General features: G+C 46.1%; 13 protein-coding genes and 2 pseudogenes. 10 read left to right on the plus strand and 5 right to left on the minus strand.

What is annotated here, in order from left to right; all coding sequences use genetic code 11:
- Positions 1–142: 142 nt before the first annotated feature.
- Positions 143–856, minus strand: coding sequence for a beta-glucanase (gene bglS / locus PM3016_RS06405; RefSeq protein ID WP_014368820.1), 714 nt, complete (start codon positions 854–856; stop codon positions 143–145).
- A 1557-nt stretch (positions 857–2413) separates the two neighbouring features.
- Between bglS and PM3016_RS06415 the strand changes: the two genes are divergently transcribed.
- The 5 genes from PM3016_RS06415 (at position 2414) to PM3016_RS06440 (ending at position 11606) form a co-directional block, all read left to right on the plus strand.
- The gene (locus tag PM3016_RS06415; RefSeq protein WP_014368822.1) at positions 2414–3607 is read left to right on the plus strand and encodes a winged helix-turn-helix domain-containing protein; all 1194 of its coding nucleotides are present in this window, start codon (positions 2414–2416) and stop codon (positions 3605–3607) included.
- Between the two features lie 240 nt (positions 3608–3847).
- A complete protein-coding gene (locus PM3016_RS06420; protein WP_236628759.1) occupies positions 3848–4279 on the plus strand; it encodes a VOC family protein in 432 nt (143 codons plus the stop codon).
- A 397-nt stretch (positions 4280–4676) separates the two neighbouring features.
- The gene (locus PM3016_RS36720; RefSeq protein ID WP_014368823.1) at positions 4677–8294 is read left to right on the plus strand and encodes an RCC1 domain-containing protein; all 3618 of its coding nucleotides are present in this window, start codon (positions 4677–4679) and stop codon (positions 8292–8294) included.
- Positions 8295–9346: 1052 nt separating this feature from the next.
- Positions 9347–10021 carry a hypothetical protein gene (locus PM3016_RS06435; protein WP_041617891.1) on the plus strand — a complete coding sequence of 225 codons (675 nt, stop codon included), beginning with the start codon at positions 9347–9349 and terminating at the stop codon, positions 10019–10021.
- Positions 10022–10070: 49 nt separating this feature from the next.
- Positions 10071–11606 (plus strand): glycine betaine uptake BCCT transporter, encoded by a 1536-nt coding sequence (locus tag PM3016_RS06440; RefSeq protein ID WP_014368825.1) that lies wholly within the window; start codon positions 10071–10073, stop codon positions 11604–11606.
- Between the two features lie 324 nt (positions 11607–11930).
- Here PM3016_RS06440 and PM3016_RS06445 read toward each other — a convergent pair whose 3' ends face one another.
- Both PM3016_RS06445 and PM3016_RS06450 read right to left on the minus strand, forming a co-directional pair.
- Positions 11931–13154 (minus strand): IS110 family RNA-guided transposase, encoded by a 1224-nt coding sequence (locus PM3016_RS06445; protein ID WP_014368826.1) that lies wholly within the window; start codon positions 13152–13154, stop codon positions 11931–11933.
- Positions 13155–13838: 684 nt separating this feature from the next.
- Positions 13839–14168 (minus strand): winged helix-turn-helix transcriptional regulator, encoded by a 330-nt coding sequence (locus PM3016_RS06450; protein WP_014368827.1) that lies wholly within the window; start codon positions 14166–14168, stop codon positions 13839–13841.
- A 134-nt stretch (positions 14169–14302) separates the two neighbouring features.
- Between PM3016_RS06450 and PM3016_RS06455 the strand changes: the two genes are divergently transcribed.
- Positions 14303–14935, plus strand: coding sequence for an FMN-dependent NADH-azoreductase (locus tag PM3016_RS06455; RefSeq protein ID WP_014368828.1), 633 nt, complete (start codon positions 14303–14305; stop codon positions 14933–14935).
- Between the two features lie 468 nt (positions 14936–15403).
- Positions 15404–17374, plus strand: coding sequence for a methyl-accepting chemotaxis protein (locus PM3016_RS06460; protein ID WP_014368829.1), 1971 nt, complete (start codon positions 15404–15406; stop codon positions 17372–17374).
- 235 nt (positions 17375–17609) lie between these two features.
- On the opposite strand, the gene PM3016_RS06465 is transcribed toward PM3016_RS06460, so the two are convergent.
- Positions 17610–18482 (minus strand): LysR family transcriptional regulator, encoded by an 873-nt coding sequence (locus PM3016_RS06465; RefSeq protein WP_014368830.1) that lies wholly within the window; start codon positions 18480–18482, stop codon positions 17610–17612.
- 228 nt (positions 18483–18710) lie between these two features.
- On the opposite strand from PM3016_RS06465, the pseudogene PM3016_RS37065 reads away from it, so the two are divergent.
- The 3 genes and pseudogenes from PM3016_RS37065 to PM3016_RS37070 all read left to right on the plus strand — a co-directional run bounded on the left by PM3016_RS37065 (position 18711) and on the right by PM3016_RS37070 (position 21451).
- A pseudogene (locus PM3016_RS37065) lies at positions 18711–19819 on the plus strand (YbfB/YjiJ family MFS transporter).
- 16 nt (positions 19820–19835) lie between these two features.
- Positions 19836–20903 (plus strand): NAD(P)H-dependent flavin oxidoreductase, encoded by a 1068-nt coding sequence (locus tag PM3016_RS06470; protein WP_014368832.1) that lies wholly within the window; start codon positions 19836–19838, stop codon positions 20901–20903.
- Positions 20904–21046: 143 nt separating this feature from the next.
- Positions 21047–21451 (plus strand): DinB family protein, encoded by a 405-nt coding sequence (locus tag PM3016_RS37070; RefSeq protein WP_238540456.1) that lies wholly within the window; start codon positions 21047–21049, stop codon positions 21449–21451.
- A gap of 595 nt (positions 21452–22046) precedes the next feature.
- On the opposite strand, the pseudogene PM3016_RS37075 reads toward PM3016_RS37070, so the two are convergent.
- Positions 22047–22800: pseudogene (locus PM3016_RS37075) on the minus strand (IS110 family RNA-guided transposase); the annotation flags it as partial.
- Positions 22801–23106: the final 306 nt, after the last annotated feature.

Genomic DNA, 23106 nt, shown 5'->3' on the forward strand with positions numbered 1-23106 from the left:
AAGAGAAGGAGCGCCGATGAATGAGATCATCGGCACCCCTTTCTGCAGTATGCACGGCACAGGCTTCGTCTTTATGGTGAACGTCAGGATGGATATTGTGAGCGTTTTCTATAAGTTGGATAATGAGTGTTTGTTTTGGGTTTTAATTGCTCGTATACTTTACCCAATCGTAGTAAGCATAGAGAGGAGTTTTTCCGTCATAACTCCCGAGCCAGGAATCCACGCCCGTGCCATTCCAAACATTCATCATTATCTTTCCAGGCGTTTGCGGAATGTTAGAGGTGGCGGTATGCTTCAATACGCCATCAACATACCACTTAATGGAGCCTGGCTGCCAATCAAACGCATACGTATGAAATCCTTGTGAAGCATCGAAGCCGAGGTCAACGACCTTCTCATGACCGCCGACACCATTGGTATAGTAATTAAATTGTACTTTCGTGGTGTCCTTGCCAAGGAATTCGATATCGATCTCATCCCACTGGGTTCCATCACTCGGGCCGGTATAGGTGAAGAAAGAGGAGACAATACCCACATTCTTGGCAGGCTTCATGTTGACCTCGTATTTGCCGAAGCCGTATTTGTTCGTGGAACGGTACTCGCCACAATCAAACTTGTTGTAGGATGGACTTGTGATCTTTAGTTCCAATTGTCCGCCGCTAGTGAAATTGGCATTGTTTGCTCTCCACGTACAATTAAACATGGATCCGTTGGAGTAATTGTTCGCTTTTTCCCAGGTGCTAGGATTGTGATAAGTGAGCGGCTCCCAGAACACCCACGCAGCTGATGCGGATGTAACCAGACAAAGCGATAGAATTAATCCGACAAGTGCAAGCATCCATTTCTTCTTTTTCATTAGTATACCTCCTGAGTATAGAGATTGCGTTACAACTCTATGCTATCAGGGTCGCATAATGTAAGCGATACCAATTATTTGAGATAAATAACAATATCGTAGCCTGTAATATGGGATTCATCCTACCGGCTTTCCCGTGTAGGATTTTCCTTTGTCATACCTGTTACTTTATGATATACTGTTGCCATATTATTTTCTGTTTTTTTGTGCACCCGCCAAGCGGCTCAGGGTGAAAAGTAGGGTAGATTGTAGACCCAGAATGACCTCTTTAGGTATTGACTCGTACACACGGGATTTCTCTGTGTACTGAAGCGTCGATGCTTAAAGAGGTCATTTTGTTTTTACGACCTAAATTCGACGAAGGAGGATGGCGACTATGCCAAAGATATCCCAGAGCACCCTTGATATGATCGAGAACATTCACACCTACGATGTGGTGACACGACTAGGTCACTGAAGAGAAGCGGGCAATCAGTTGGATAAGACTTTACCCTGAGAGCATCGCAGAAGACTACGTCAAGGAAGTGGTTGTAGACAAAACAACGGATATGTACGAGTCGGCGGGAAATGGATAGGATATCTCGGTCCCCAAACTTTCTGGCTAAAAATCGAAGATACTTGGCTAGGCGAAGCTTGGATTGTCGACCCCAATCATGGAATAGGATCTCGAAAAGCGCTTTGGTAACGTCGAATCTGACTCTCTCGTTATTAAAAAGTTAAAGGAAGTCATATGTCCTTATGCACATTGACTTCCCTATCGTTCAGTTCCTATCTTTGATGTTATGTTTTTGTATCAAGGCCAATACCTCTTCCTTTGTCAAAAAAGTTAGTTTGAAGGTACTTAATCAAGTCACTCACACAAACTCCCCCCCTCAAAATTCGTTTTCATCCGTTAGTGCCTTTTTCTTAACAAATTCAATTCTTCGCTGTTAATATGAAAATGGCATCTGAACAGCAGCGTGCGTACGTCATTCAGCTCTTTGGTTCCCGTAACCAATTTTTTAATGCTTACCATCCTGATAAATTTGAGCAATAAAAAACCACCGTTAGAGTTTGGCGCCTCTGAGGGTGGTTTTTTATTTGGAGTTCTAAGAAAAAGCAAAGGGATTGTTGCGACAGGATATTCCAGAACTTTATTTCGTACTAATATGGTGTCTAAGGCAACATTCGTGACTGAATTAAATAAGTAAACAAAGATCCAATCTTTCCTGGGAGCTTTCCTCATGGTATAAGCTAACGCAGTCAGGTTTGAGATTAGGGCTCCGTACAAAATAAGCCTGTTCTTCTTCTTATTAATTCGTCCGTTCATTAAGATCACACCTCAAATTTGTCTTAAGCGTATTATTCCTCTTACAGACAAATTTAAGCAGGTATTGGTTAAACTGACTGGGCACGCTAGGTCAACAACAGTCAAATAGGGCGAGGCTGCCGAAAGGCAATCTCGCTGTGCTAATGTATATTCCAATAACTCTTGTTATTTTGCTCTAGACAATGGTAATATTTTACGGGAACATGCGTTTGTTTTTTATGTCTTCCAACGGAGGAGCCGATGTGGACATGATCCAATTGACGAATCGCCAGGCACGGCAATTTCTGCTATTGAAGCACGGGCTGTTGGGCGAATATCAATTTGCCGGAAAGCAGGGAGTATTGGATTTTGTGCGGCAGGTCGGCTGTATTCAATACGATCCCATCGATGTTTGCGGTAAAAACGCCGAACTGGTGCTGCAGTCGCGAATCAAAGGATTTACCAAGAACATGCTCGCCGAGTTGCTGTATCAAGATAGAAGCCTTGTCGATTATCCTGACAAGAATTTGGCCATTATCCCTGTCGAGGACTGGCCGTATTTTGAGCGGTACAGGCAGGCCGCCCGACAACATGCCAAGCGCTATCCTGAAATGGAAACGTTGATAGAGCAAGTACGGGCTCATATCCAAAATCACGGTGCGCTAAGTTCGGATGATCTAAAATTGGATGGAAATTTCGCTTGGCAATCGGCCATCCACTGGAGCAGCGGAAACAATTCAACCCGGTCGGTGCTGGAGCAGATGTACTCGACAGGCGAGTTGGTTATCCATCACAAAAAAGGAACTCGTAAGTATTACGATTTAGCTGAGAAGTACATAGAGCCAAATCTGCTGAATGCGCCGGAGCCGCTAGAGGGCGAGCTTGAGCATCATAAGTGGCGGGTACTGCGTCGAATCGGCGCTGTTGGCCTATTATGGAATCGTGCATCCGATGCCTGGCTGAACATATGGGGATTGAAAGCGAAGCAGCGCAACGAAGTTTTCCGCCTGCTGCTGCACGAAGCTCGCATTGTTGCTGTTGCCGTGGATCAAATGAAGGATATACTGTACTGCCGCGTGGAGGACTTGCCGCTTATTGAAGACGTCCTGCAAAATCCGGCGCCGAAATGGCGCTGCGAGCTGATTGCCCCACTAGATAATTTCATATGGGACAGAAAGCTGATCAACGAATTGTTTGGATTCGATTACACTTGGGAGATTTACACGCCTGCAATCAAACGGAAATTCGGCTATTATGTGTTGCCTCTACTATACGGAGAAAGCCTCATCGGACGAGCCGAGGTAATCGCGGAGCGAAAATCCGGGACGCTCGTTGTTAAAAACATATGGTACGAGAAGGACATAAAGCCAACAAAGCAATTGCGAACAGCCTTGAACCATTGTTTTCAAAATTTTGCATTATTCAATGAATGCGAGACGATTTCGATAAAGTCTATGGACTGATATTCCCAGTCCCCCGGTAACATTTGCCGACAAATTCCCGTGTACGAAACAGGTAAGCCGACGCGTCCGGTGGCGGAGCCTATGCACAATTCAATGATAAGTACGAATTATTGGAGTTTTTATGTTCCGATTTATTTCAATATTATAATTAAAATATTTTCAAAATATGTATTTTATTTGAGGGATATGATCCGCTATGGAGCAAGTAGAAAAACACAATCCGATCAAGAGATAAAGAGTATGAGCGAGCAATTAACTGAAATAATTGTCAACGAAGTAGTACAAATCTACCTGCCGTCAACCAATATAAAAAGAACGGTTGAGTGGTACAAGAATGTATTTGGTTTTCAGGTTATTTGGGAACAGGAGAGCGCAGCCAATTTAAAATTGAAACACGGTCCTTTTTTGTTCATTAAGAAGACTTCGATAAAACAACCTGTCCAATTTGAAGCGGATGAAGAAGTATCGCCGGTAGTAAGTTTCCAGACTTCAGATTTAAATCTTCTTCATGAAAAACTAAAATCAGAAAAATACCAAGTTGGTGAAATTAACCAACATGGAGAAGGCATAAACGGATCTTATAAGGATTTCTATATTACAGACCCTGACGGGAATTTGATTGAGGTCAGTAGCTACCCCGATCTAAATCTTGAACAATTTAGAGGGTACTAGTCGTTCAACGATCGGGAGACGATAGCACAACACCCAGGGAGCAGATCGCCGCGCGGCAGCTGCTCTCTTCTTCATTGAAGTAACGGGCAGGAATGTGGCTTGTTGATTTGCTCCTTTTATCACTGGCCTAAACCTATACGTAGTTCAAAAAACCAGCTGAGAGCCAGAGCTGATTTTTCTTTTCTTGGGAAAACACTCGCGGATGCCACATTCCCGTAAGCAGTAATCACTTGCAGCATTCTATAGGAGGATTTTGGAAAAAACTGTTGAATGTAAAATTTTAGGTAAATAATTTTGTTCCTTATTGCCACAAGGTGAGTCAACTGCTGAATTCAAATTCGATCGATAGGTGGTTCGTTGAGATTGGAGTAGAGAATGATCAACGGAGGGAAATGAGATGAAACGACGTTTTTTACTTAGGTTATGTGGATTCCTGATTGTGACGCTGCTTCTGCCCTTACAGGCGGTCGCCGACGAGTCCGATTCCGTGGTGGCAGCAAAGAGCACGTATTCAGGGATCAGGATGGCTGCTGGAGGAGAGAGTCATACTCTCGCTCTGAATGCCAACGGAACGGTATGGGCGTGGGGAGGCGGCCAACTGGGCAATGGAAGCACGACGGGGAGTCCTGCGCCCGTTCAAGTACAAGACCTTCATTCGGTGGAAGCCATTGCTGCAGGGGGCTCGCATAATTTGGCCATCAAAAGCGATGGAACCGTATGGGCATGGGGATTCAATGGCTATGGGCAGCTCGGCGATGGAAGCACGACAGGTCGGAATACTCCAGTTCAAGTAGAGGGCCTCAGATCGATAGTCGGCGCTGCAGCGCATTACGATCATAGTTTGGCGCTCAAAAGCGACGGCACCGTTTGGGCGTGGGGAAGAAATGAGTACGGGCAGCTCGGCGATGGAAGCAAGACGGACCGTCATACTCCGGTTCGAGTGAAGGGTCTCGATTCGGTAGTCGCGATTTCTTCCGGTTTTGGGTATAGTTTGGCAGTCAAAAGCGACGGCACCGTCTGGGCGTGGGGAAAAAATGAGTACGGGCAGCTTGGCAATGGAAGCACAACACAGAGTTCTGCTCCCGTTCAAGTACAGGGTCTTCATTCGGTGACGGCCGTTGCTTCAGGTGATTATCATAATTTGGCAATCAAGAGAGATGGAACGGTTTGGTCGTGGGGACCGAATTTGGCCGGTCAACTGGGCGATGGAAGTGATATGGACCGATATACTCCTGTTCAAGTAGAGGGTTTCAGTTCGGCAGTCGACGTGGATGCGGGTTTTGGGCATAGTTTGGCACTTAAGAGCGACGGAACGGTATGGGCGTGGGGAAATTATCAGTTTAACGAATGGGGGTTTGGAAGCAGTACGCCCGTTCAAGTGCAGGAGCTTGATTCGGTTGTTGACATCGCCGCAGGTACCCAGCATAGCTTGGCAGTGAGAAACGACGGAACGGTATGGGCGTGGGGAAAAAACGATAACGGACAACTCGGCGACGGAACGAGTACAGCTCGGCTTACTCCCATAAAAGTTCAAGGATTTGGAGGACCGGAGTGGCCGGAGGGTGACGTGCTTACGGTTACGCATGTGACTTATAACAGTGTACAGCTGAATTGGCAGCCGGCGAAGGATGGGGCGGAGGTAGACCAATATTGGGTATACCAGGAAAACACCCTGGTTGCTGCGCTGAACGGGGATACGACCTACTATGAAGTGAAAGAGCTGTCTCCCCATTCGACCTATCACTTTTCACTGATCGCCGTCAATGACGATGGCAGCCAGAGCGCGACAAAAGACGTGACGGTCACTACTGCTGCCAATCAAGATGAAACGCTGCTTTTTAACCGGTTTGACGGAACTATTCTCGACTTTGATCAACATCGTATTCTGTGGAAACAAACTGGCGATCAGGTGCTCTGGCTGTTCAATCGTGCGAATCAAAGCCAAACAAAGGTTCACGATGCCACTATGGCCGGAGCGCCGTATACCATTGGTGCTGCGAAGCTATCCGCTGACGGCGTTGTGTATTCTATCTTGGGGAAAGCTGTGAATACCCGTTATTGGAAGGACGGCGCGGATCAAAGATATTGGGACGGTTGGGAATGGGGATACCTTCACGAAGTCAATGGGAATTATGCGGTATTCACTTTCGGTGCTGCGGATGTAACGACAGGAGGGTCCCGAACCTTACCGAGTTCAGATTTTGAAAATGCCTACCGCTTCGATCTGTCCTATGACGGAACGGTGGCTTATACGGATCCAACTTCAGAATCCAGCCTCTACCTATCGCTTCCCGACGGTACGTTGACTACATACGATCCGTCTTCGAACTACCAGACCTATTCCGGGGCTTTGACCGATGGAAAAAACATGATCTACAAAGTACTTAAGGTGGATAATGGAAGTGATTCCATGTGGTCGCTGCGTGTAAGAAGCACCGATCAGCGGATAACCGAAGAGACCGAATTAGCATTGAACCCGTATGCGCAGGACGAGTTCGCCGATCCAAGAAAGTCGTACCGGATCAGCAACGGCTGGATTGCCTATAACAAATATAATCAAGATGGAGACAGTTGGACTTTGTATGTCCGGTCGCCGGAAGGCGAAGAGAAGCAGGCATCGTTCCTTAGCGGACATGTGAATATCGAACAGCTTGGACCGGATGGCACGGTTGCCTATTCCATTCAGAACCAAACCTACCTTTACTCCGCCCCAAAGGGCAAGCTCATTCATACGTCCACCGGTCCGGGGACGTTCCATTACATTGACGGCACATGGTACCGGCTCGACGGCAACTCATTGTTTGCGGTTCAAACTGATCATTCGGATACGACCGCCCCTGTTTGGACCGCAGAGAATCCTTTGACCGTGACGGACGTGACCTACATGTCCGCGGTGCTGGCTTGGCAGCCGGCTGCCGATACGGAAGGCGTCACGCTGTACCGCATTTATCAAAATGACACTCCGATCGATACGGTGACCGGCAGCGTATACAGCTATGAGGTCGATGGACTTACGCCGTCGACAGCTTATAAGTTCACCTTGGAAGCGGAAGACGCGGCGGGGAACAAAAGCGCGAACAGCCCGTCTGTTACTGTGACTACGAACGCGTACGCACCTGTCGATTCGACCGCCCCGGTATGGCCGGACGGTCCGGTGCTGACGGCTGCCGATGTAACCTATAACAGCGTACAGCTGAATTGGCAGCCGGCCGCGGACGATATGGGCGTCGATTCCTATGAGATTTACAAGGATGATTCGCTGCTGGCTTCCGTCAGCGGATCGGTATACAGCTATACAGCCTTGGGGCTGTTTCCGGAGACAGCCTACGGGTTTGCCGTGCAAGCCAAAGATGCTGCTGGCAATGCAAGCCTGAAGAGCAAGGTCATGAGCGTAACTACATCGGCTTACCATCCGCTGCCAAACCCATACATGGATCTGAAGGTGAAGCCGGGATTCGTGCAGGTAGGTTCGACTTTGGACCTTGTAGTAAAGGCCGAGGAAGCGGAGGATCTCTATGCCTTCCTGGCAGACCTGAAGTACAGCCCGCAGCAAGTAAAGCTTAAAGAGGTGTGGCTGTCCCCAAGCTTCGGCACGGAAGGGAAGGATGCCGTATTCAGCCGGAAGCTGCAGGATGGTAGGGCCAGACTGGCTGGCGCGCTGCTTGGTCCCGTTCCGGGTCGGAGCGGCAGCCTTCAGCTGATGACGATCCGGTTCCAAGTGCTCGCCAAAGGCCCGGTCGTCTTCACCCTGGATCCGAATACCGAAGTCGCCGACAGTCAGGGCCAGACCCGGAAATTGGGCACTCCTGTAATGCTGGAGCTCGTGATCAGTGATCCGGATTTCGATAAAGACGGGAAGATCGGACTCAGCGATCTTGTCCTGATTTCGCGCCACAGCGGGACGAGTGAAGGGCAACCGGGCTATGATAAGGCTTATGATCTGAATTTCGACCGTATGATTGACAGCCAGGATGTTCAGTATGTAGCGGGCAAAGTGGCTGCAGGATCGGCCTAACTCGAGTTTCATCCTAACAGGCGGCTTCGGGCACCTTTGTTCTATCCATACACAGGATATATGTGTCCGCTGTTTTTGGTTTGATTGCATGTGTCATTAAGCTAACGAGGAACGATAGTTTAACTTACAGGGAGCAGTTTGCCGCCGCGCAGCTGTTCCTGTTTCATTGAACTAAGGGCAGGATAGACGTATTTCTCGAATAATTGTTAGAGTTTATAGTAACTAAAATATTCCGTATTAGCTGCTACTAAGTACCAACTAAGATTTCTTTTAGTGTGAATTATGGGAAAAAACTTAGTAAAATATCTGGGAGATCTACTTTTACATGAAGATGACGGATTGCGGTTTGTGCGGTATTAAGTCAATTAGCCATTGAGTGGAAACACGATGATAAGATATCCAAAGAAGCAGTTGATTACTTTATTAATATAGATCCGGTTATTAATGCAGCTTTGAATCAATATTCCATGAAACAGCGCAATTCATTTAGAGGGAACGCGGAGTACTGGGAAACTCGTAAGCTCCCTGTGGAGCAGGGGAAAAGCTGGAGATCACATCAAAATGCTTACCTATTGTAACCTATAGCTGGGCAACGGTTGTTTGGTAGCCATCATTGCATTCTTAAAGTGAAAGAGGGGGGGGGCACCTGTCCTTGGTCGCCGCACCCTCCATAACACCGCCGCATCGGATTAACAGACAAGGCGATGGCCGCGATCAGTTTCCCCTGGTCAAACCGGTCGATTGCAGGAGCCGTAAGCCGAAATCGGCATCCTCATCGGCCCAAATCTCCCGCCAATATCCTCCTTTCAGCATTCCCGAAATTCTATTTTGTGCAGTACCCCCTATTGCTTGCGCCAGCTTTGTGCCTCCATCCGCTCCACGTCCTGAAGCCCCGTCTACACCAAACAAAGCCGCTCCACTCGCCAAAACTTCTCTAGCAGTAATTTTATTCTGCATTTTTGGGGCAACTTATGAATAACACTACGCAAGTTCAAAATTAACCCAATAACGGGACGTGCTAACAAACCAGAAAAGTGAAGGGAGCGCTGTTGGTGAAACTGTACCAAGTGCGGAAGGGGCAATTTGTCTACTACAACAACAAATTACACAGGGTTTACGGAATAAAGCCAATGTACAAGCAATCCGTTCATCTCATTCGGCTAAGCGACTTAACGCAGCATCTGGCTACTGCGGCAGAAGTGGAAAAGTATAAACCAAAAGAGCTGGATAGCTTTGTTTATAACCACAAGCCTTACACCCTCAGAAAGGACCGAAAAGCGCAAGAAGGGGATACGATATTAATTACCAATCCGACACCCGATTCTCTTGACCATTATTCGCTCAATGAAATTGAAGTCGTGGATACAGTTGACCATAAAGGCGTCATTACCATGGATTCAAACGGCATCAAGCATAATGAATATTTGTTAATGGTTCCCGGCCGAAGCACGGAAAGCCGCGTTATTGACTATCAGACTGTCGAACCTGCCGGGGAAGAACAATTAAACATGGATTACCCTGATATGCATACCAACAATTCCGGCAACTTACTAATGCCCAATCTTGGGGACGTCTATAAACAGACTAACAATGACGCCTCATTCGAAACCATGGTCGTTGCCATCCAGAATCAAACCGTATTCTTGGGAGGCGGCTTTGTCGTATCGCCGGAAGAGCTGTTGGATCGTGAAAAGTGGCAATTCCAGTACAACCTACTAGACCAATGAATGTCCCTATATCAGATTGAGCTAAATTCCACTTCACTTGGGGGTCCCCATGAATAAAAAACTACAGGAAAACATTGTTTTCATTATTTCTTTGGCGATTACCCTGATCTTCATTTTGTGGGGAGTCTTCTTCACCGATAATCTCGCCAAAGTTACTGATGCCATTTATAACGGTTCAATCGATTACCTTGGATGGGTTTATCTAAGCGCCACTTTATTTTTTGTCGTGTTCTCGATTTACTTGCTGTTCTCCAAATACGGGAATATTCGCCTGGGCAAAAAAACGGATACTCCCGATTTCAAAACAGGGTCTTGGCTCGCCATGCTGTTCGGCGCTGGGATGGGAATCGGGATTGTGTACTGGAGCGTAGCCGAGCCCGTCACCCATTATACGAATCCCCCTATAGGCGAACCCTACACGATAGAAGCGGCCAATACGGCAATGAAGTATACCTTCTTCCATTGGGGCCTCGATCCATGGGGCATCTATGCGGTTATCGGGTTAGCCCTTGCTTTTTTTCAATATAACAGAAAGCTGCCTGCAGCCATCAGTTCGTCGTTCCAGCCCATATTGGGCCACAGAATTAACGGACCGATAGGGAAAACAATCGATGTGCTCTCGATCTTTGCTACGGTATTCGGCATCGCCACGTCTCTAGGTCTGGGCGCCATGCAGGTTACGGCCGGGATGCATGCCATTTTCGGCATTCCTAATCTTCTGTTCGTCCAGCTCATTGTCATAGCCGTGGCGACCGTGCTTTTTATCATCTCGATCAATACAGGGCTGGAAAAGGGAATTCAGTATTTGTCGAACGCGGCGATGATTTTATCATTTGCCATCATGGCGCTGATTCTGCTTGTAGGCCCAACCATGGCGGTTATTAAAGTCTTCTTCAATACCACAGGGATCTACCTAAGCGACTTTTTACATATGAGCTTAAGGCTGAAGCCCTTCGGGGAAGGCGAGTGGATCGCGTCATGGACCTTATTTTATTGGGCATGGTGGATTGCTTGGGCCCCTTTTGTCGGCATGTTTATCGCTCGCGTCTCGAAAGGAAGAACCATCCGGGAATTCGTTATCGGCGTTCTGATCGTTCCCACAATCGGTACATGCCTCTGGATGTCCGTATTTGGCGGCTCCGCCCTGTCCATTGTTATCGATTCCGGTAACCATGATCTGGCCAAAGCCATTACGGAAGATGTATCGTTGTCGATATTTACCTTTTTCGATCACCTTCCGTTGAGCACGCTGCTGAGCCTGCTCGGGTTTGCCGTGGTCGCGATTTATTACATCACCGTTGCCGATACCGCTACCTTTGTTCTGGGGATGCTAAGTGAAGGCGGAACACTTAATCCTTCCGGTAAAATCAAAGTGACATGGGGTATCATACAATCGGCGGTAGCCGCGGTATTGCTGCTCGCTGGAGGCTTAAACGTCTTGCAGACGGCTTCCATCGCCGCGGCTCTCCCCTTTGCGATCATTATGGTCGTCATGTGCTTCTCCCTGCTCAAAGGTCTAAAAAAGGAGCTCGAAATCCAGCAGCCTGCCAAGAGAGGCGGACAATTAAACAAAGACGTGAAGTAATTGCAGCATGCGCTCCCCTTCAGGTAAAAAGGCGAAAGGCCATCCTCATGTAAGAAACCTTAAATATTCGCGCAATTGCAAAAAAATCCTTGACCCTAGTCGAGGATTTTTTTCGTTTCAGGGGTCTAGTGTCCAAATTGGCGGCGTTTGGCTCGGGAATGGGGTCAAGTTCTTGTCAAAAAAAATGTCGGGTAGGTATCCGCGTTACGCTACCCTGAAAATAACTCATAGCGTATAGCCTAAAAAGGCAGCACGAAACTAGGCGCAGCTGCTTCAATTTTTTAAAAGCTGCGTCTTCCTCCAAGTAATGATGTTATTTCAGAACTAAGATACTTCGGTAGTGGCCAAAGTAACAGAGTATCCTAAGTTTTCTAACTTTCGAACCGTCTGTCTGACAATGGCGTCTTGCTTTCGCTTCTCAAAGTAATCAGAGCCTAAATCCGTGTAATCTTCCTGGCGTGTTATCAGATGGTATGCAATAGTCATGATGGAGTGAGCAACTGCAACAGCTGCTCTATGTCCGCCTTTACGGGCTGCAATGCGTCTATACTGAGCACCGAGGTAGTTGTTCGATCCTCGAATGGAATGGGAAGCTTCAATGAGGGCAGAGCGGAGGTACTTGTTGCCTTTTCGGGTTTTGGAGGGTTTGCGCTTACCTGCACTCTCATTATGCCCCGGCACAAGGCCGATCCACGAGCAGAGGTGTGGTGCACTCGGGAAACGGGAGGCGATATCGGTGCCGATTTCAGCCAGGATTTGCTCAGCGGTCCGTCTGGCGACCCCTGGAATGGTATCCAGGCGATCCAGATCTTGCTGAAAAGGGTCGAGCCGTTTGGCTACCTCCATATCCAGTTCGGAAATCTGTTCATTTAGGAAGTCGATATGCGTCAGCATGCTTTTGAGGATGAGACGCTGGTGTGCAGTCATGTTCCCCCGCAGCGCAAGCTCTAGTTCTTCTTTCTTTTTCTTCATGGTTCGGCGTGCGAAGCCTGCCAGCTTCTCCGGATCCGTCTCCCCATTCACCATGGCCTCCAGCATGTCCCGGCTCGAGACGCCCATAATGTCAGAAACGACAGAAGCCAGCTTAATGTTAGCCCCTTCCAGAACCTTCTGAATCCGGTTGTGTTCACGGGCACGCTCCTGGATTAAGCTTCGGCGGTAGCGAACCAGCTCTCGCAATTCACGTTGGTTTCGGTCCGGAATAAAGCTCGCTTTAAGCAGGCCGTGCCGTAATAAATCGGCGATCCATTCCGCATCTTTCACGTCTGTCTTGCGGCCGGGAACGGCTTTCATATGCTGTGCATTCACAACCAGAAATTCAATCTGTTCCGCTTCAAGCAGGTTGACGATTGGCTTCCAAAAAACGCCGGTGCTCTCCATGGCCACGTGGGTGCAGCGGTGTTCCTTGATCCAATCGATAAGTTCAAGAAGAAAGACTGTATGGGTACGGAATGTCTTGATCTCCTTTCCTTCAGGAGTAACGATGCAGGCTGTGATGGACTTCTTATGAACATCCAACCCGCAAGCTCGTTCAATAAGAACTTCCATGATACTCACCTTTCTTCGGCAAATTGAATTGAGGACTGGCGCAACAACCAGCAAAAGGGTTAATCTACCCTGCGTGCTTCCCCAAAGGGAGCGACATTCCGTGGTGCACCATGGTCGTCGGAGTCAGACTAAAGGTTGGGTTCGCAACACCATAGCTTATCGACCTTCCTCACCAGCCGTAAGAATAGTATAAGGCAGGAAGTATAAATTTTCATGATTCCGTGGTGCCGCGTTCGCGCGGCATGGATGGCTAAAGGGCAGTATAGTTTAAGATCATTCGCGGTAAACCGTATCACAAGTAACGGCAAGTTTTAGGGGGAATGTCGAAGAAGCCTTCAATAACGCGTTGACCGGCATGGGTTGGGGAAGGAACGCGCTCAACGGAAAAGTCGGCGCAAACGGGCTTCTTCGAGTTTTTCGTAACAAAGAACGATGCTGTACCTTCGCCGTTTTTGGTGGGAGGGGCCTTTCTGCCAGTTGTCTCTCTGCCTCGGTCTTGCGCTGCGCAGGCTGTTCGTGCTGGACTTTCAGTTTGGCAGGATGGGCGATCTTCTTTATGTTCTGGCACGTCGCTGTGCGGACATACCTTATATTCACTTTTGTTATATTTTTGACTGGATCCAGAATAAAACGGACTAGCGTAATTTCGAATGCTAGTCTGTTTCTGTTTGTTCGTTATTCTCCTTAATTGAGTCGCTTTCGCTGGACATGGGCCGCTCCCCATTGATGTAAGGCTTCCAGAATTGGAGACAGGCTCATGCCGTATTCCGTGATGGAGTATTCCACTTTCGGCGGGATCTGCGGATAAATGACTCGTTTAACGAGCTCTTCCTCCTCCATTTCGCGCAGATGGAGCGTAAGCATCCTTTGCGTGATACCGGGCAGCAATCTTCTTAGCTCATTGAACCGTAGAGGTTTGCCTTGAAGCAAATGATAAAGGATAATCGGCTTCCACTTGCCGACGATCGAATCCAGCGCCGTAACGAATTGACATTGGACAGGATTCTTTTCCATTTGTTGACCTCCGTAACAGTACCTTTTTTAATACTATACCACATAATTGTTCCTACTTTTAATAAGTAAGTACATATTATATGATCGGTCTAGAAAGTGTACTTAATTTAATTACAGAAAGGAAGTTTTCATTCATGGCAACTATACTGTACATCACCGCACATCCCCTTGATCCTCAGGAATCTTTTAGCCTCGCGGTAGGTAAAGAATTTATTGAGGCGTACCGTGAAGCTAATCCAACAGATGAAGTTGTTCATTTGGATCTGTACAAAGAGAATATTCCGCAGTTCGATGCAGATGTTTTGCATGGCTGGGAAAAGCTTCGGTCGGGTTCGTCTTTTGATCAATTGTCCAAAGCCGAGCAATCAAAAGTAGCTCGGCTTGACGAGATTGTCAATCAATACGTGTCTGCCGATAAGTACGTGTATGTTTCCCCCATGTGGAATTTCTCGATCCCACCGGTTTTGAAAGCATACACGGATGCGACTTCAATTCCGGGCAAGACGTTCAAATATACCAAGAATGGTCCTGAAGGTCTATTGTCCGGTAAGAAAGCCTTGCACATTCAAGCTAGCGGTTCTGTTTATTCGAATGGTCCTCTTGCTGAAGTTGAAATGGGATACAGCTATCTGAAAAAGATTTTGCAGTTCTATGGAATTCAATCTATGGAGGCCATATTTGTTGAAGGAACGGCATCATCAGAGCGAGCTCCAGCCATTAAAGAAGAGGCAATTGCTCATGCTAAGGAAGTTGCCACACGTTTCTAATAAGTATAGTGTAAGGATTCATGGATGGATTGCACATGGGTCAGTACATGACGAAGTATATATTTACTTAGATTCCTCGCACTTCAATAGCGGCTTAGTTTTATCAGGAATTGAAGTCCAAGGGAAGAAATCTGAATAAAGACACCGAGCAGCCGGTCGCAATGATCGGCTGTCTCTGTTGAACTAAATGGGAACGTTAGTTCAATAAAGCAGTGGGCTGCCGATTATTATCCGGCAGCCTTTTTTGGATATTCTCCGTGTAAATCGGCGTACAAAACCAGCGAGTTACATTTTATAAAATCCTGAGGATCAAATATTAGCACCTAATCTGTTATGCATGACTGGTTTATCAGTCTGAAGAACAAGTTGGTGCTTTTTTACAGTAAAATTGAAATAAGGCGCAACCGATATTTTTAATTATATAAGGCTGATAAATTTTGGTTTATTACAATCTAAGGGGATCATCTCATGAGACTAAAGAATAAGCTTGCCTTACTTCTACTTACGATCTGCGCAGTGCCGCTAATTTTGTCCTCTGTCATGTCGATTCACTCCACATTTGAAAATGAAAAAGCTCACGCAATCGAAAGAAATTCTGCACTATCTAGGGAAGTAGATCTTGAGATTACCTCGTTAATAAACCATAACATGGGAACACTTAAGCTGCTTGCGCAAGATCCCGTAATTCGTTCCATGAACACGATCGAAATAAAGAAGGTGCTGGAGGAGGCGCTGCAAGTCAGCCCCGAATTCAAAAGTGGAATTGTCCTCACCAATACAAGCGGTATGCAAATTGTTCGCAGTGGCGACGGAACACTCAACAATATTTCGGACAGGCAATTTTATCAGGATGCCTTAAATGGCAAGGCAGAGGTCATATCGGAAATATTGGTAAGCAAGCAGAGTGGTCAATTGATTACCGTTCTAGCCGCACCGGTATACGATCATCCGGGCGGCAAAATAATAGGGGTTATACAGGGTTCGATGGATGTGACCAAGCTGATTGAATTTGTGCAACAGCGTTCAAAAGATGGAGCAACGGTGTTTGTTGCCGACGAGAAAGGGAAATTGATTGCCCACCCTACCATTCAATTATCAAAAGCAGAGGATCGCATCGACTTGAGCCAAACCGAGTTTATGAAGGATGCATTGGCGGGGAATAAGGGCTCGGTGGAAATGGCCAATCCAAAAAGAGAAAGGGTCATAACCAGTTATTTGAGAAATCAGGCAACTGGGTGGATTGTTAGCACTGAGGTGCCGCTTTCGTTAGTGGAAGCAGGTGGCTGGAAAGAAACAATCTTCTCAACGGTCTTTCTCTTAATCGTTCTTGTGATTGTCATAGTTGTAGCAGTTATTGTCGCTAGAAAGGCGACGAAGCCAATACTTGAGATTTCGGAAATGACACAATCTATAGCTGTGGGCAATTTAACCGGGAAGTTGATTGTGCGCAGCCAAGACGAGATTGGGCAGCTGGCCCAGAGCATCAACTCAATGCTTGATTCTCTCCGTACCATTGTTTACAACATTCAGAGGCAATCTTCAGATGTAAGCGGGCATGCAGTCGGCTTGTCGTCGACATCGGTACAGATAGCCCACTCGTCTCAGGAGGTAGCAACCGCTGCGAGTGAAAGCGCAACAGGAGTGACCAATCAATCGGAGGAATTGACGCATATTCTTAATAGTGTCAATGATTTTAGCCAAGCGATTAACCATATTTACGACTCCATGGAATCAGTCAAGCGAGGATCTGAATTAACCGAACGGCTGTCAAACGATGGTAGCCAGAGGCTGAAGCAGCTTGAAGAATCGATTCAAGGGGTGGAGAGTTCCTTTGCAGGCTTGGTAAAGACGCTTGGTGACCTGGATCAGAACGTTAATAAAATTGGACACATTGCGAATGAAATCAAGACGATATCCGATCAAACCAATATGTTGTCCTTAAACGCATCGATCGAAGCGGCAAGGGCTGGAGAAGCGGGCAAAGGCTTTGCGGTTGTTGCCCAGGAGGTTAAGAAGCTAGCAGATCAATCCAAACACTTAACCGGCTCTATAGAGGAAATTGTCAGCTCAGTTACAACGGATGCAACCGCGGCGGTACAATCAAGCGAGGCAATGAATCATAAGCTTGCATTGCAAATCCAGACGGTCGAGCATATGTCCGCCGCTTTCGTAGCCATCTTGAAATCGGTAATGGAAACGACGCCGCAATTGAAGCGATCGGTGGATGCTACAAACCGGGCAATCCTTCAGAAAGATGATATTGTTGGAAGAATCGAGTCCATCTCTGCCATAGCCGAGCAGACCTCCGCAGCGACTGAGGAAATGGCTGCTTCAGCTGAGGAGTTGACCGCGACCACTCAAGAGATAGCTGCTGTTGGAGAAAATCTGAAGAGTGTTTCCGCTGAATTAGAGGAATGCATAAAGATCTTTAGAGTGTGAATTTATGATTCGGCTGCCGGATATGGTCCGGCAGCCTTTTTTTGCTAAATGAGAATTAAAAACTGAGTCCCATCATATACATAGGGTCATCCAGAACATAACCTATAACTTAGATGTACTGAAGAACATGCGCACATATAAGTGATACGTAATAAAGGGATGTCCTCCAGATGAGTGTGTGGAGGCATCCCCTTTTTGTTAAAATTTGTTATGCTAACGGGCAGGTTAGTTCCAATTAGATATCATTGAATCTCTCCTTCGAAACCCTAATAAATTCGGATATAGCTGCTGATTTATAAGTATCCTTGCGGCGAATGAATAGAGTGGGGATATTAACGAGCTCATCCGAGATTTTGTGATATTGTAAGTTATATTTAATCATAGCTCTTTCGATAACCGAAAAAGGTAAAAGCGAAACTCCGAGGCCAGCATGAATACATCCCAGAATCCCCTCTAAAGTTCCGAGTTCCATAATTTTTGCGGGAATGCCTTTCAAGTGCAACCAATCTTCAAGTATTCGACGGTAATGACATCCAACGCGAAAAACAAAAATGGTCAGATGGCGTAGTTGTTCAAGGTGATGGATCGGCGCTGTTTGCCGGCCTGATATGAGTACGAGTTCCTCAGTCCCAACTTCTACTGTGTCAAGCTCTACATGATCGCCTAGTGAGGATACAAAAGCTCCGTCCAACTCGTACTTCAAAACCGAATGGATGAGTTCTTCTGTCGTTCCTGTTTTGAGAATTAAATCGACCTCGGGATAAGATTTATGGTATTCAGCGAGAATAAATGGAAGCCGAAGCGCAGTTGTAGTTTCAAGCGATCCGATTCGAAGCTGCCCACGAGGGATTGTATTATCAGATATAACGCGTTCCGCTTCTTTGGTGAGGAATATAATTTTCTCAGCATAAGACTTTAGTGCCTCTCCTGATGATGTGAGGCGAACTCCCTGACGTCCACGATGGAACAGTTCTGTTTTTAACTCGCTTTCAAGTTGCTGAATTCTTATACTTATGCTCGATTGAACGTATTCTAACTTCTCAGCTGCCCTGGTAAAGCTCCCTTCATTGGCAACAGCCAAAAAAATCTGCATGTCCCTGATGTCCATTGCGATTCCTCCGTAATTAAGTATTGATATTTTTAATGATAAACATCTTTTAAATTCATTTTACTTGATATATAAAGAGGGGTAAAATGATTTTTGAAAGGGGCAATTCTTATGCAGTTATTTAGGAATAAAGTTAATGAATCTACGCGGACAATGATTGCTGGATTCGTTATGCTAATCATTGCGATGGGCATCGGGCGGTTTTCCTATACCTCCATACTCCCATTGATGCAGTCACAAACTCATCTTACAGTTACGGAGTCTGGGTATTTGGCGGGAAGTAATAATTTGGGTTACCTTGCCGCTGCTTTTGGTGCAGGTTTTATAACCTGGGGAAATCGGCGACCTCGCCACCTACGGATTCACTTGATACTATGCGTCATTTCTACAGGACTTATGGGAATCACTTCATCCTTTATTGGATGGCTATTATTACGTTTTATAGCTGGGATAAGTAGTGGTCTTATATACGTTTTATCATCAAGTTTAGTAATGGAAACACTGATTTCTAATAAGCGTGAAAAATGGGTAGGCTTTTTCTATAGCGGAGTTGGTACCGGTATTGTCCTTACGGGTTTAGCTACACCTATGCTCAGCCATTTCACTTGGCGGGGAGCTTGGATAGGTTTTTTTGTCGTCAGTATTATTCTTATTCTACCTATTTGGACTTCTATCTATGACGGAAAATTCGAACCATTTCTAACGAATTCTGCATCCAAACATTCATTAAAATTACCCCAATCTATTTTCATCTGGCTTCTTGTAGCTTATGGACTTGAAGGACTGGGTTATATCGTAAGTGCGACTTTCTTAGTAGCAATGGTAAAGCAAATGCCCAATATCTCAGATTTTGCTGATTTTAGCTGGATTGTCGTGGGGCTAGCAGCCGTCCCATCACCCTTACTCTGGTCATGGTGGGCAAGTAAGGCAAGTTATATTAAACCTCTAATAACTGCACTTATTCTGCAAGCACTTGGAGTAATCATACCTATATGCATGCCTAATATAGTAGGTGTAGTACTAGGGTCGATCCTTTTTGGGGGACCTTTATGGGAATATCTATGCTTTCACTTGCCGCAGCGCGTATGGTACGACAGTCAAATAGCAATTATGCTATTGCTCTAATGACCGGTTTTTTTGGTATAGGGCAAATAATAGGTCCGATTGGGGCTGGATTCATTTTGGAGGTAGCGCAAAGTTACAGTCTGGCACTTACAATTTCAACTTTGGTGCTTGCCTTAGCAGCTATTATATTGATCTTTGGAACAATCATATCGAGTAAAGCTGAACAATTGCATGTTCCATTCAAAATGTGGGAAAAAATAAAAAATAATTAACAGGGGGCTTTCAATAATGCTCAAAACACTGATAATAAGCAAGCTCAATATTACCTATCCGATCTTTCAGGCACCGATGGCAGGCGGGCCAACGACTCCAGAATTAGTAGCAGCAGTTTCAAACGCAGGTGGACTTGGCAACCTAGGGGCTGGGTATTTAACCCCTGAACAAATTCGTATTGCCATCAATAAGATAAGAGGGCTAACCGACCGGCCCTTCGGAGTTAATTTGTTTGTTTTTGAGCAGCCGGAGGAATCTAAAGAAACAATTGAGAAAATGTCTGATTACCTTAACTACTACCGTAATGAACTTGGTATTGTGCAAAATCCATCTCTTCCAAAATACTCAGAATCGTTTGAAGAACAGATACAAGTTGTGATAGAAGAGCGCGTTCCTGTTTTTAGTTTCACGTTTGGGATCCCTTCAAACAATATTATTCAAAGCTTGAAGAAAAGTGGAACTTTTGTAATTGGTACTGCTACAACAGTAGATGAAGCTATGATATTGGAATTATCAGGTGTAGATGCAATTGTGGCACAGGGCAGTGAGGCAGGAGGGCACAGAGGAACATTTCTAAAGAACGCATCTGAATCCTTAATTGGACTCATAGCTCTAGTTCCCCAAATTGTTGATCATGTTTCGATCCCTGTGATTGCTTCTGGAGGAATTATGGATGGACGCGGGCTTTTAGCGAGCCTAACTTTAGGAGCAGCAGCCGTTCAAATGGGCACAGCCTTCTTGGCCTGCACGGAAAGTGGTGCACATCCAACGTACAAACAAAAAGTACTTTCTGCAAACGAGGATGCTACTATAATTACAAATGCATACTCGGGTAAAGCAGCACGAGGCATTAATACAGAATTTATTCGCGACATGCAGTTGTATCCCGGAAATATTCCTCCCTATCCTATTCAGCACGTGATGACACGGGATATTAGACAGGCGGCAGCAATAGCGAAAGACCCAGAGTTTATGTCACTCTGGGCTGGACAAGGCTTGAGGTTAGCTAACGACCATTCGGCCGCTACAATTATCAATGATACAATCGAGCAAGCAAGAAAGATAATCACAATGAGATTTTAACAATGTAGTTAATTGTCATAAGAAATGAACCCTCGGTGTTCAGCAACCTCAGTTTTTCAATGGAGGACTAGTTATGGTAAATCACCTAATTAAACAATTAAGATTTGTTCGAGTCAATACGATAAAACAGGTCACAGGTATGAGTGAGGGAAGAAACAAGGACTGTACCACGAGGATTTAACAACAATGTTTTATGGAACCTTGGACACATTCTTCTTGTTCATGAAAAGTTCTCTCTTGGGCTAACAAATGAAAAAATGGAGTTACCGAAGCATTTAGCAGAATATTTTACTACTGGCACAAAACCAGAAAACTGGGTAACGAATATACCTAGCTTAGATGTAATTCTACAATTGCTATCAAAGCAAATCGATCGGATAGAGCAAACCTTGGAGCATCGCCTAGAATCATCTCTCGAGCAACCATATGTCACTTCGGCTGGCCTTGAATTATTGACAGTAAAGGAATGTCTTAGTTTTTGTTTGTATCACGAAGGCATGCATTATGCAACGATTAAAGCCATTAAACAGCAAATTTTAGTATCTTGAAACCTGAGTTAAAAAATGCACGAGAAGGCACAAAGTCATTAAGCTCCCTCGAAACGATTCAAAAATCTCACTCAAGCTCAGAATTCGCAGGATTACACCTTAGCTAGTTGTTCAACAGAATGATACAGGCGGAGCCGGTAGTCTGGAAAACGTTAAAAGGGCATGCAGGAACAAAGGTGAAGTAGATATCACCCAAATCGTTCCATATCCTGCACGTCTCCATGCTGCCCCCAGCGATTTTCACTCCCACGTCTCAACGGGTCAATGCCCTTTCATTCCTTCGTCACATCTTGCTAAGGGGTGGAGGTCGGTTTTTCTATCGGAATGGGTCCGAGCCCTTTTGTTTAATGTCTCCCGATTCTCCGTGCTTCTTTATCCTGCGAATACATCAACTGGTGAGAAGCGCGATTTAAGCAGCCTGTGGAAATACTTTGGCAGAGCTATAGCCTTCACTGCTTTTTGCCAGGCCAACAAGCATTCTTGCTACCTTGCCGCACAATTTCATAATGGATTTCATTTTCTTCAGCTTCTTTTCTCGGACATTGTGTTGGTGCAGGGCCTTCACATCCGGATTGGTCATCACCATACACATCGTCATGAGATAAAGGAAGCGCCGAAAAGGGTCGAGCCGTTTGGCTACCTCCGTATCCAGTTCGATAATCTGCTCATTTAAGAAGTCAATATGAGTCAGCATGCTTTTGAGCATGAGACGCTGGTGGGCAGTCATGCTTCCCCGCAGAGCAAGCTCAAGTTCTTCTTTCTTTTTCTTCATGGTTCGGCGAGCGAAGCCTGCCAGCTTTTCCGGGTCCGTCTCACCGTTCACCATCGCTTCCAGCATGTCCCGGCTGGAGACGCCCATAATGTCGGAAACGACAGAAGCCAGCTTAATGTTGGCCCCTTCCAGCACCTTCTGAATTCTGTTATGCTCACGGGCACGCTCCTAAATTAAGCTTCGACGGTATCGAACCAATTCACGCAATTCACGTTGGTTCCGATCAGGAATAAAACTTGCTGTAAGCAGGCCGTGACGCAATAAATCGGCGATCCATTCCGCATCTTTCACGTCCGTCTTGCGACCGGGAACGGCTTTCATGTGCTGTGCATTCACAACTAGAAATTCGATCTGTTCCGCTTCAAGCAGGTTGACGATCGGCTTCCAAAACACGCCGGTGCTCTCCATGGCCACGTGGGTGCAGCGGTGCTCCTTGATCCAATCGATAAGATCAAGAAGGAAGACCGTATGGGTACGGAATGTCCTAATCTCCTTTCCTTCTGGAGTAACGATGCAGGCCGTGATGGACTTCTTATGAAACATCTAACCCGCATGCTCGCTCAATAAGAACTTCCATAGGACTCACCTTTCTTCGGCACATCGAATTGAGGACTGGTGCAACAACCAAAAAAGGGTTAATCTACCCTGCGTGCTTCCCAAAGGAGCGACATTCCGTGGTGTACCGTGGTCGTCGGAGTCAGACTAAAGGTTGGGTTCGCAACACCATAGCTTATCGACCTTCCTCACCAGCCGTAAGAATAGTATAAGGCAGGAAGTATAAATTTTCATGATTCTGTGGTGCCGCGTTCGCGCGGCATTGATGGCTAAAGGGTAGGATACTTCCAATATGTGGTACAATGGTTGAATGAGATTATAGGATTCG

Origin of the sequence: Paenibacillus mucilaginosus 3016, from assembly GCF_000250655.1 — a bacterium.
In the GTDB taxonomy this organism is placed as follows: domain Bacteria; phylum Bacillota; class Bacilli; order Paenibacillales; family NBRC-103111; genus Paenibacillus_G; species Paenibacillus_G mucilaginosus.

Bases quoted from the DNA above. Each gene is read 5' to 3' on its own strand.
- bglS (WP_014368820.1), bottom strand. From the start codon at position 856: ATGAAAAAGAAGAAATGGATGCTTGCACTTGTCGGATTAATTCTATCG.
- PM3016_RS06415 (WP_014368822.1), top strand. From the start codon at position 2,414: ATGATCCAATTGACGAATCGCCAGGCACGGCAATTTCTGCTATTGAAG.
- PM3016_RS06420 (WP_236628759.1), top strand. From the start codon at position 3,848: ATGAGCGAGCAATTAACTGAAATAATTGTCAACGAAGTAGTACAAATC.
- PM3016_RS36720 (WP_014368823.1), top strand. From the start codon at position 4,677: ATGAAACGACGTTTTTTACTTAGGTTATGTGGATTCCTGATTGTGACG.
- PM3016_RS06440 (WP_014368825.1), top strand. From the start codon at position 10,071: ATGAATAAAAAACTACAGGAAAACATTGTTTTCATTATTTCTTTGGCG.
- PM3016_RS06445 (WP_014368826.1), bottom strand. From the start codon at position 13,154: ATGGAAGTTCTTATTGAACGAGCTTGCGGGTTGGATGTTCATAAGAAG.
- PM3016_RS06450 (WP_014368827.1), bottom strand. From the start codon at position 14,168: ATGGAAAAGAATCCTGTCCAATGTCAATTCGTTACGGCGCTGGATTCG.
- PM3016_RS06455 (WP_014368828.1), top strand. From the start codon at position 14,303: ATGGCAACTATACTGTACATCACCGCACATCCCCTTGATCCTCAGGAA.
- PM3016_RS06460 (WP_014368829.1), top strand. From the start codon at position 15,404: ATGAGACTAAAGAATAAGCTTGCCTTACTTCTACTTACGATCTGCGCA.
- PM3016_RS06465 (WP_014368830.1), bottom strand. From the start codon at position 18,482: ATGGACATCAGGGACATGCAGATTTTTTTGGCTGTTGCCAATGAAGGG.
- PM3016_RS06470 (WP_014368832.1), top strand. From the start codon at position 19,836: ATGCTCAAAACACTGATAATAAGCAAGCTCAATATTACCTATCCGATC.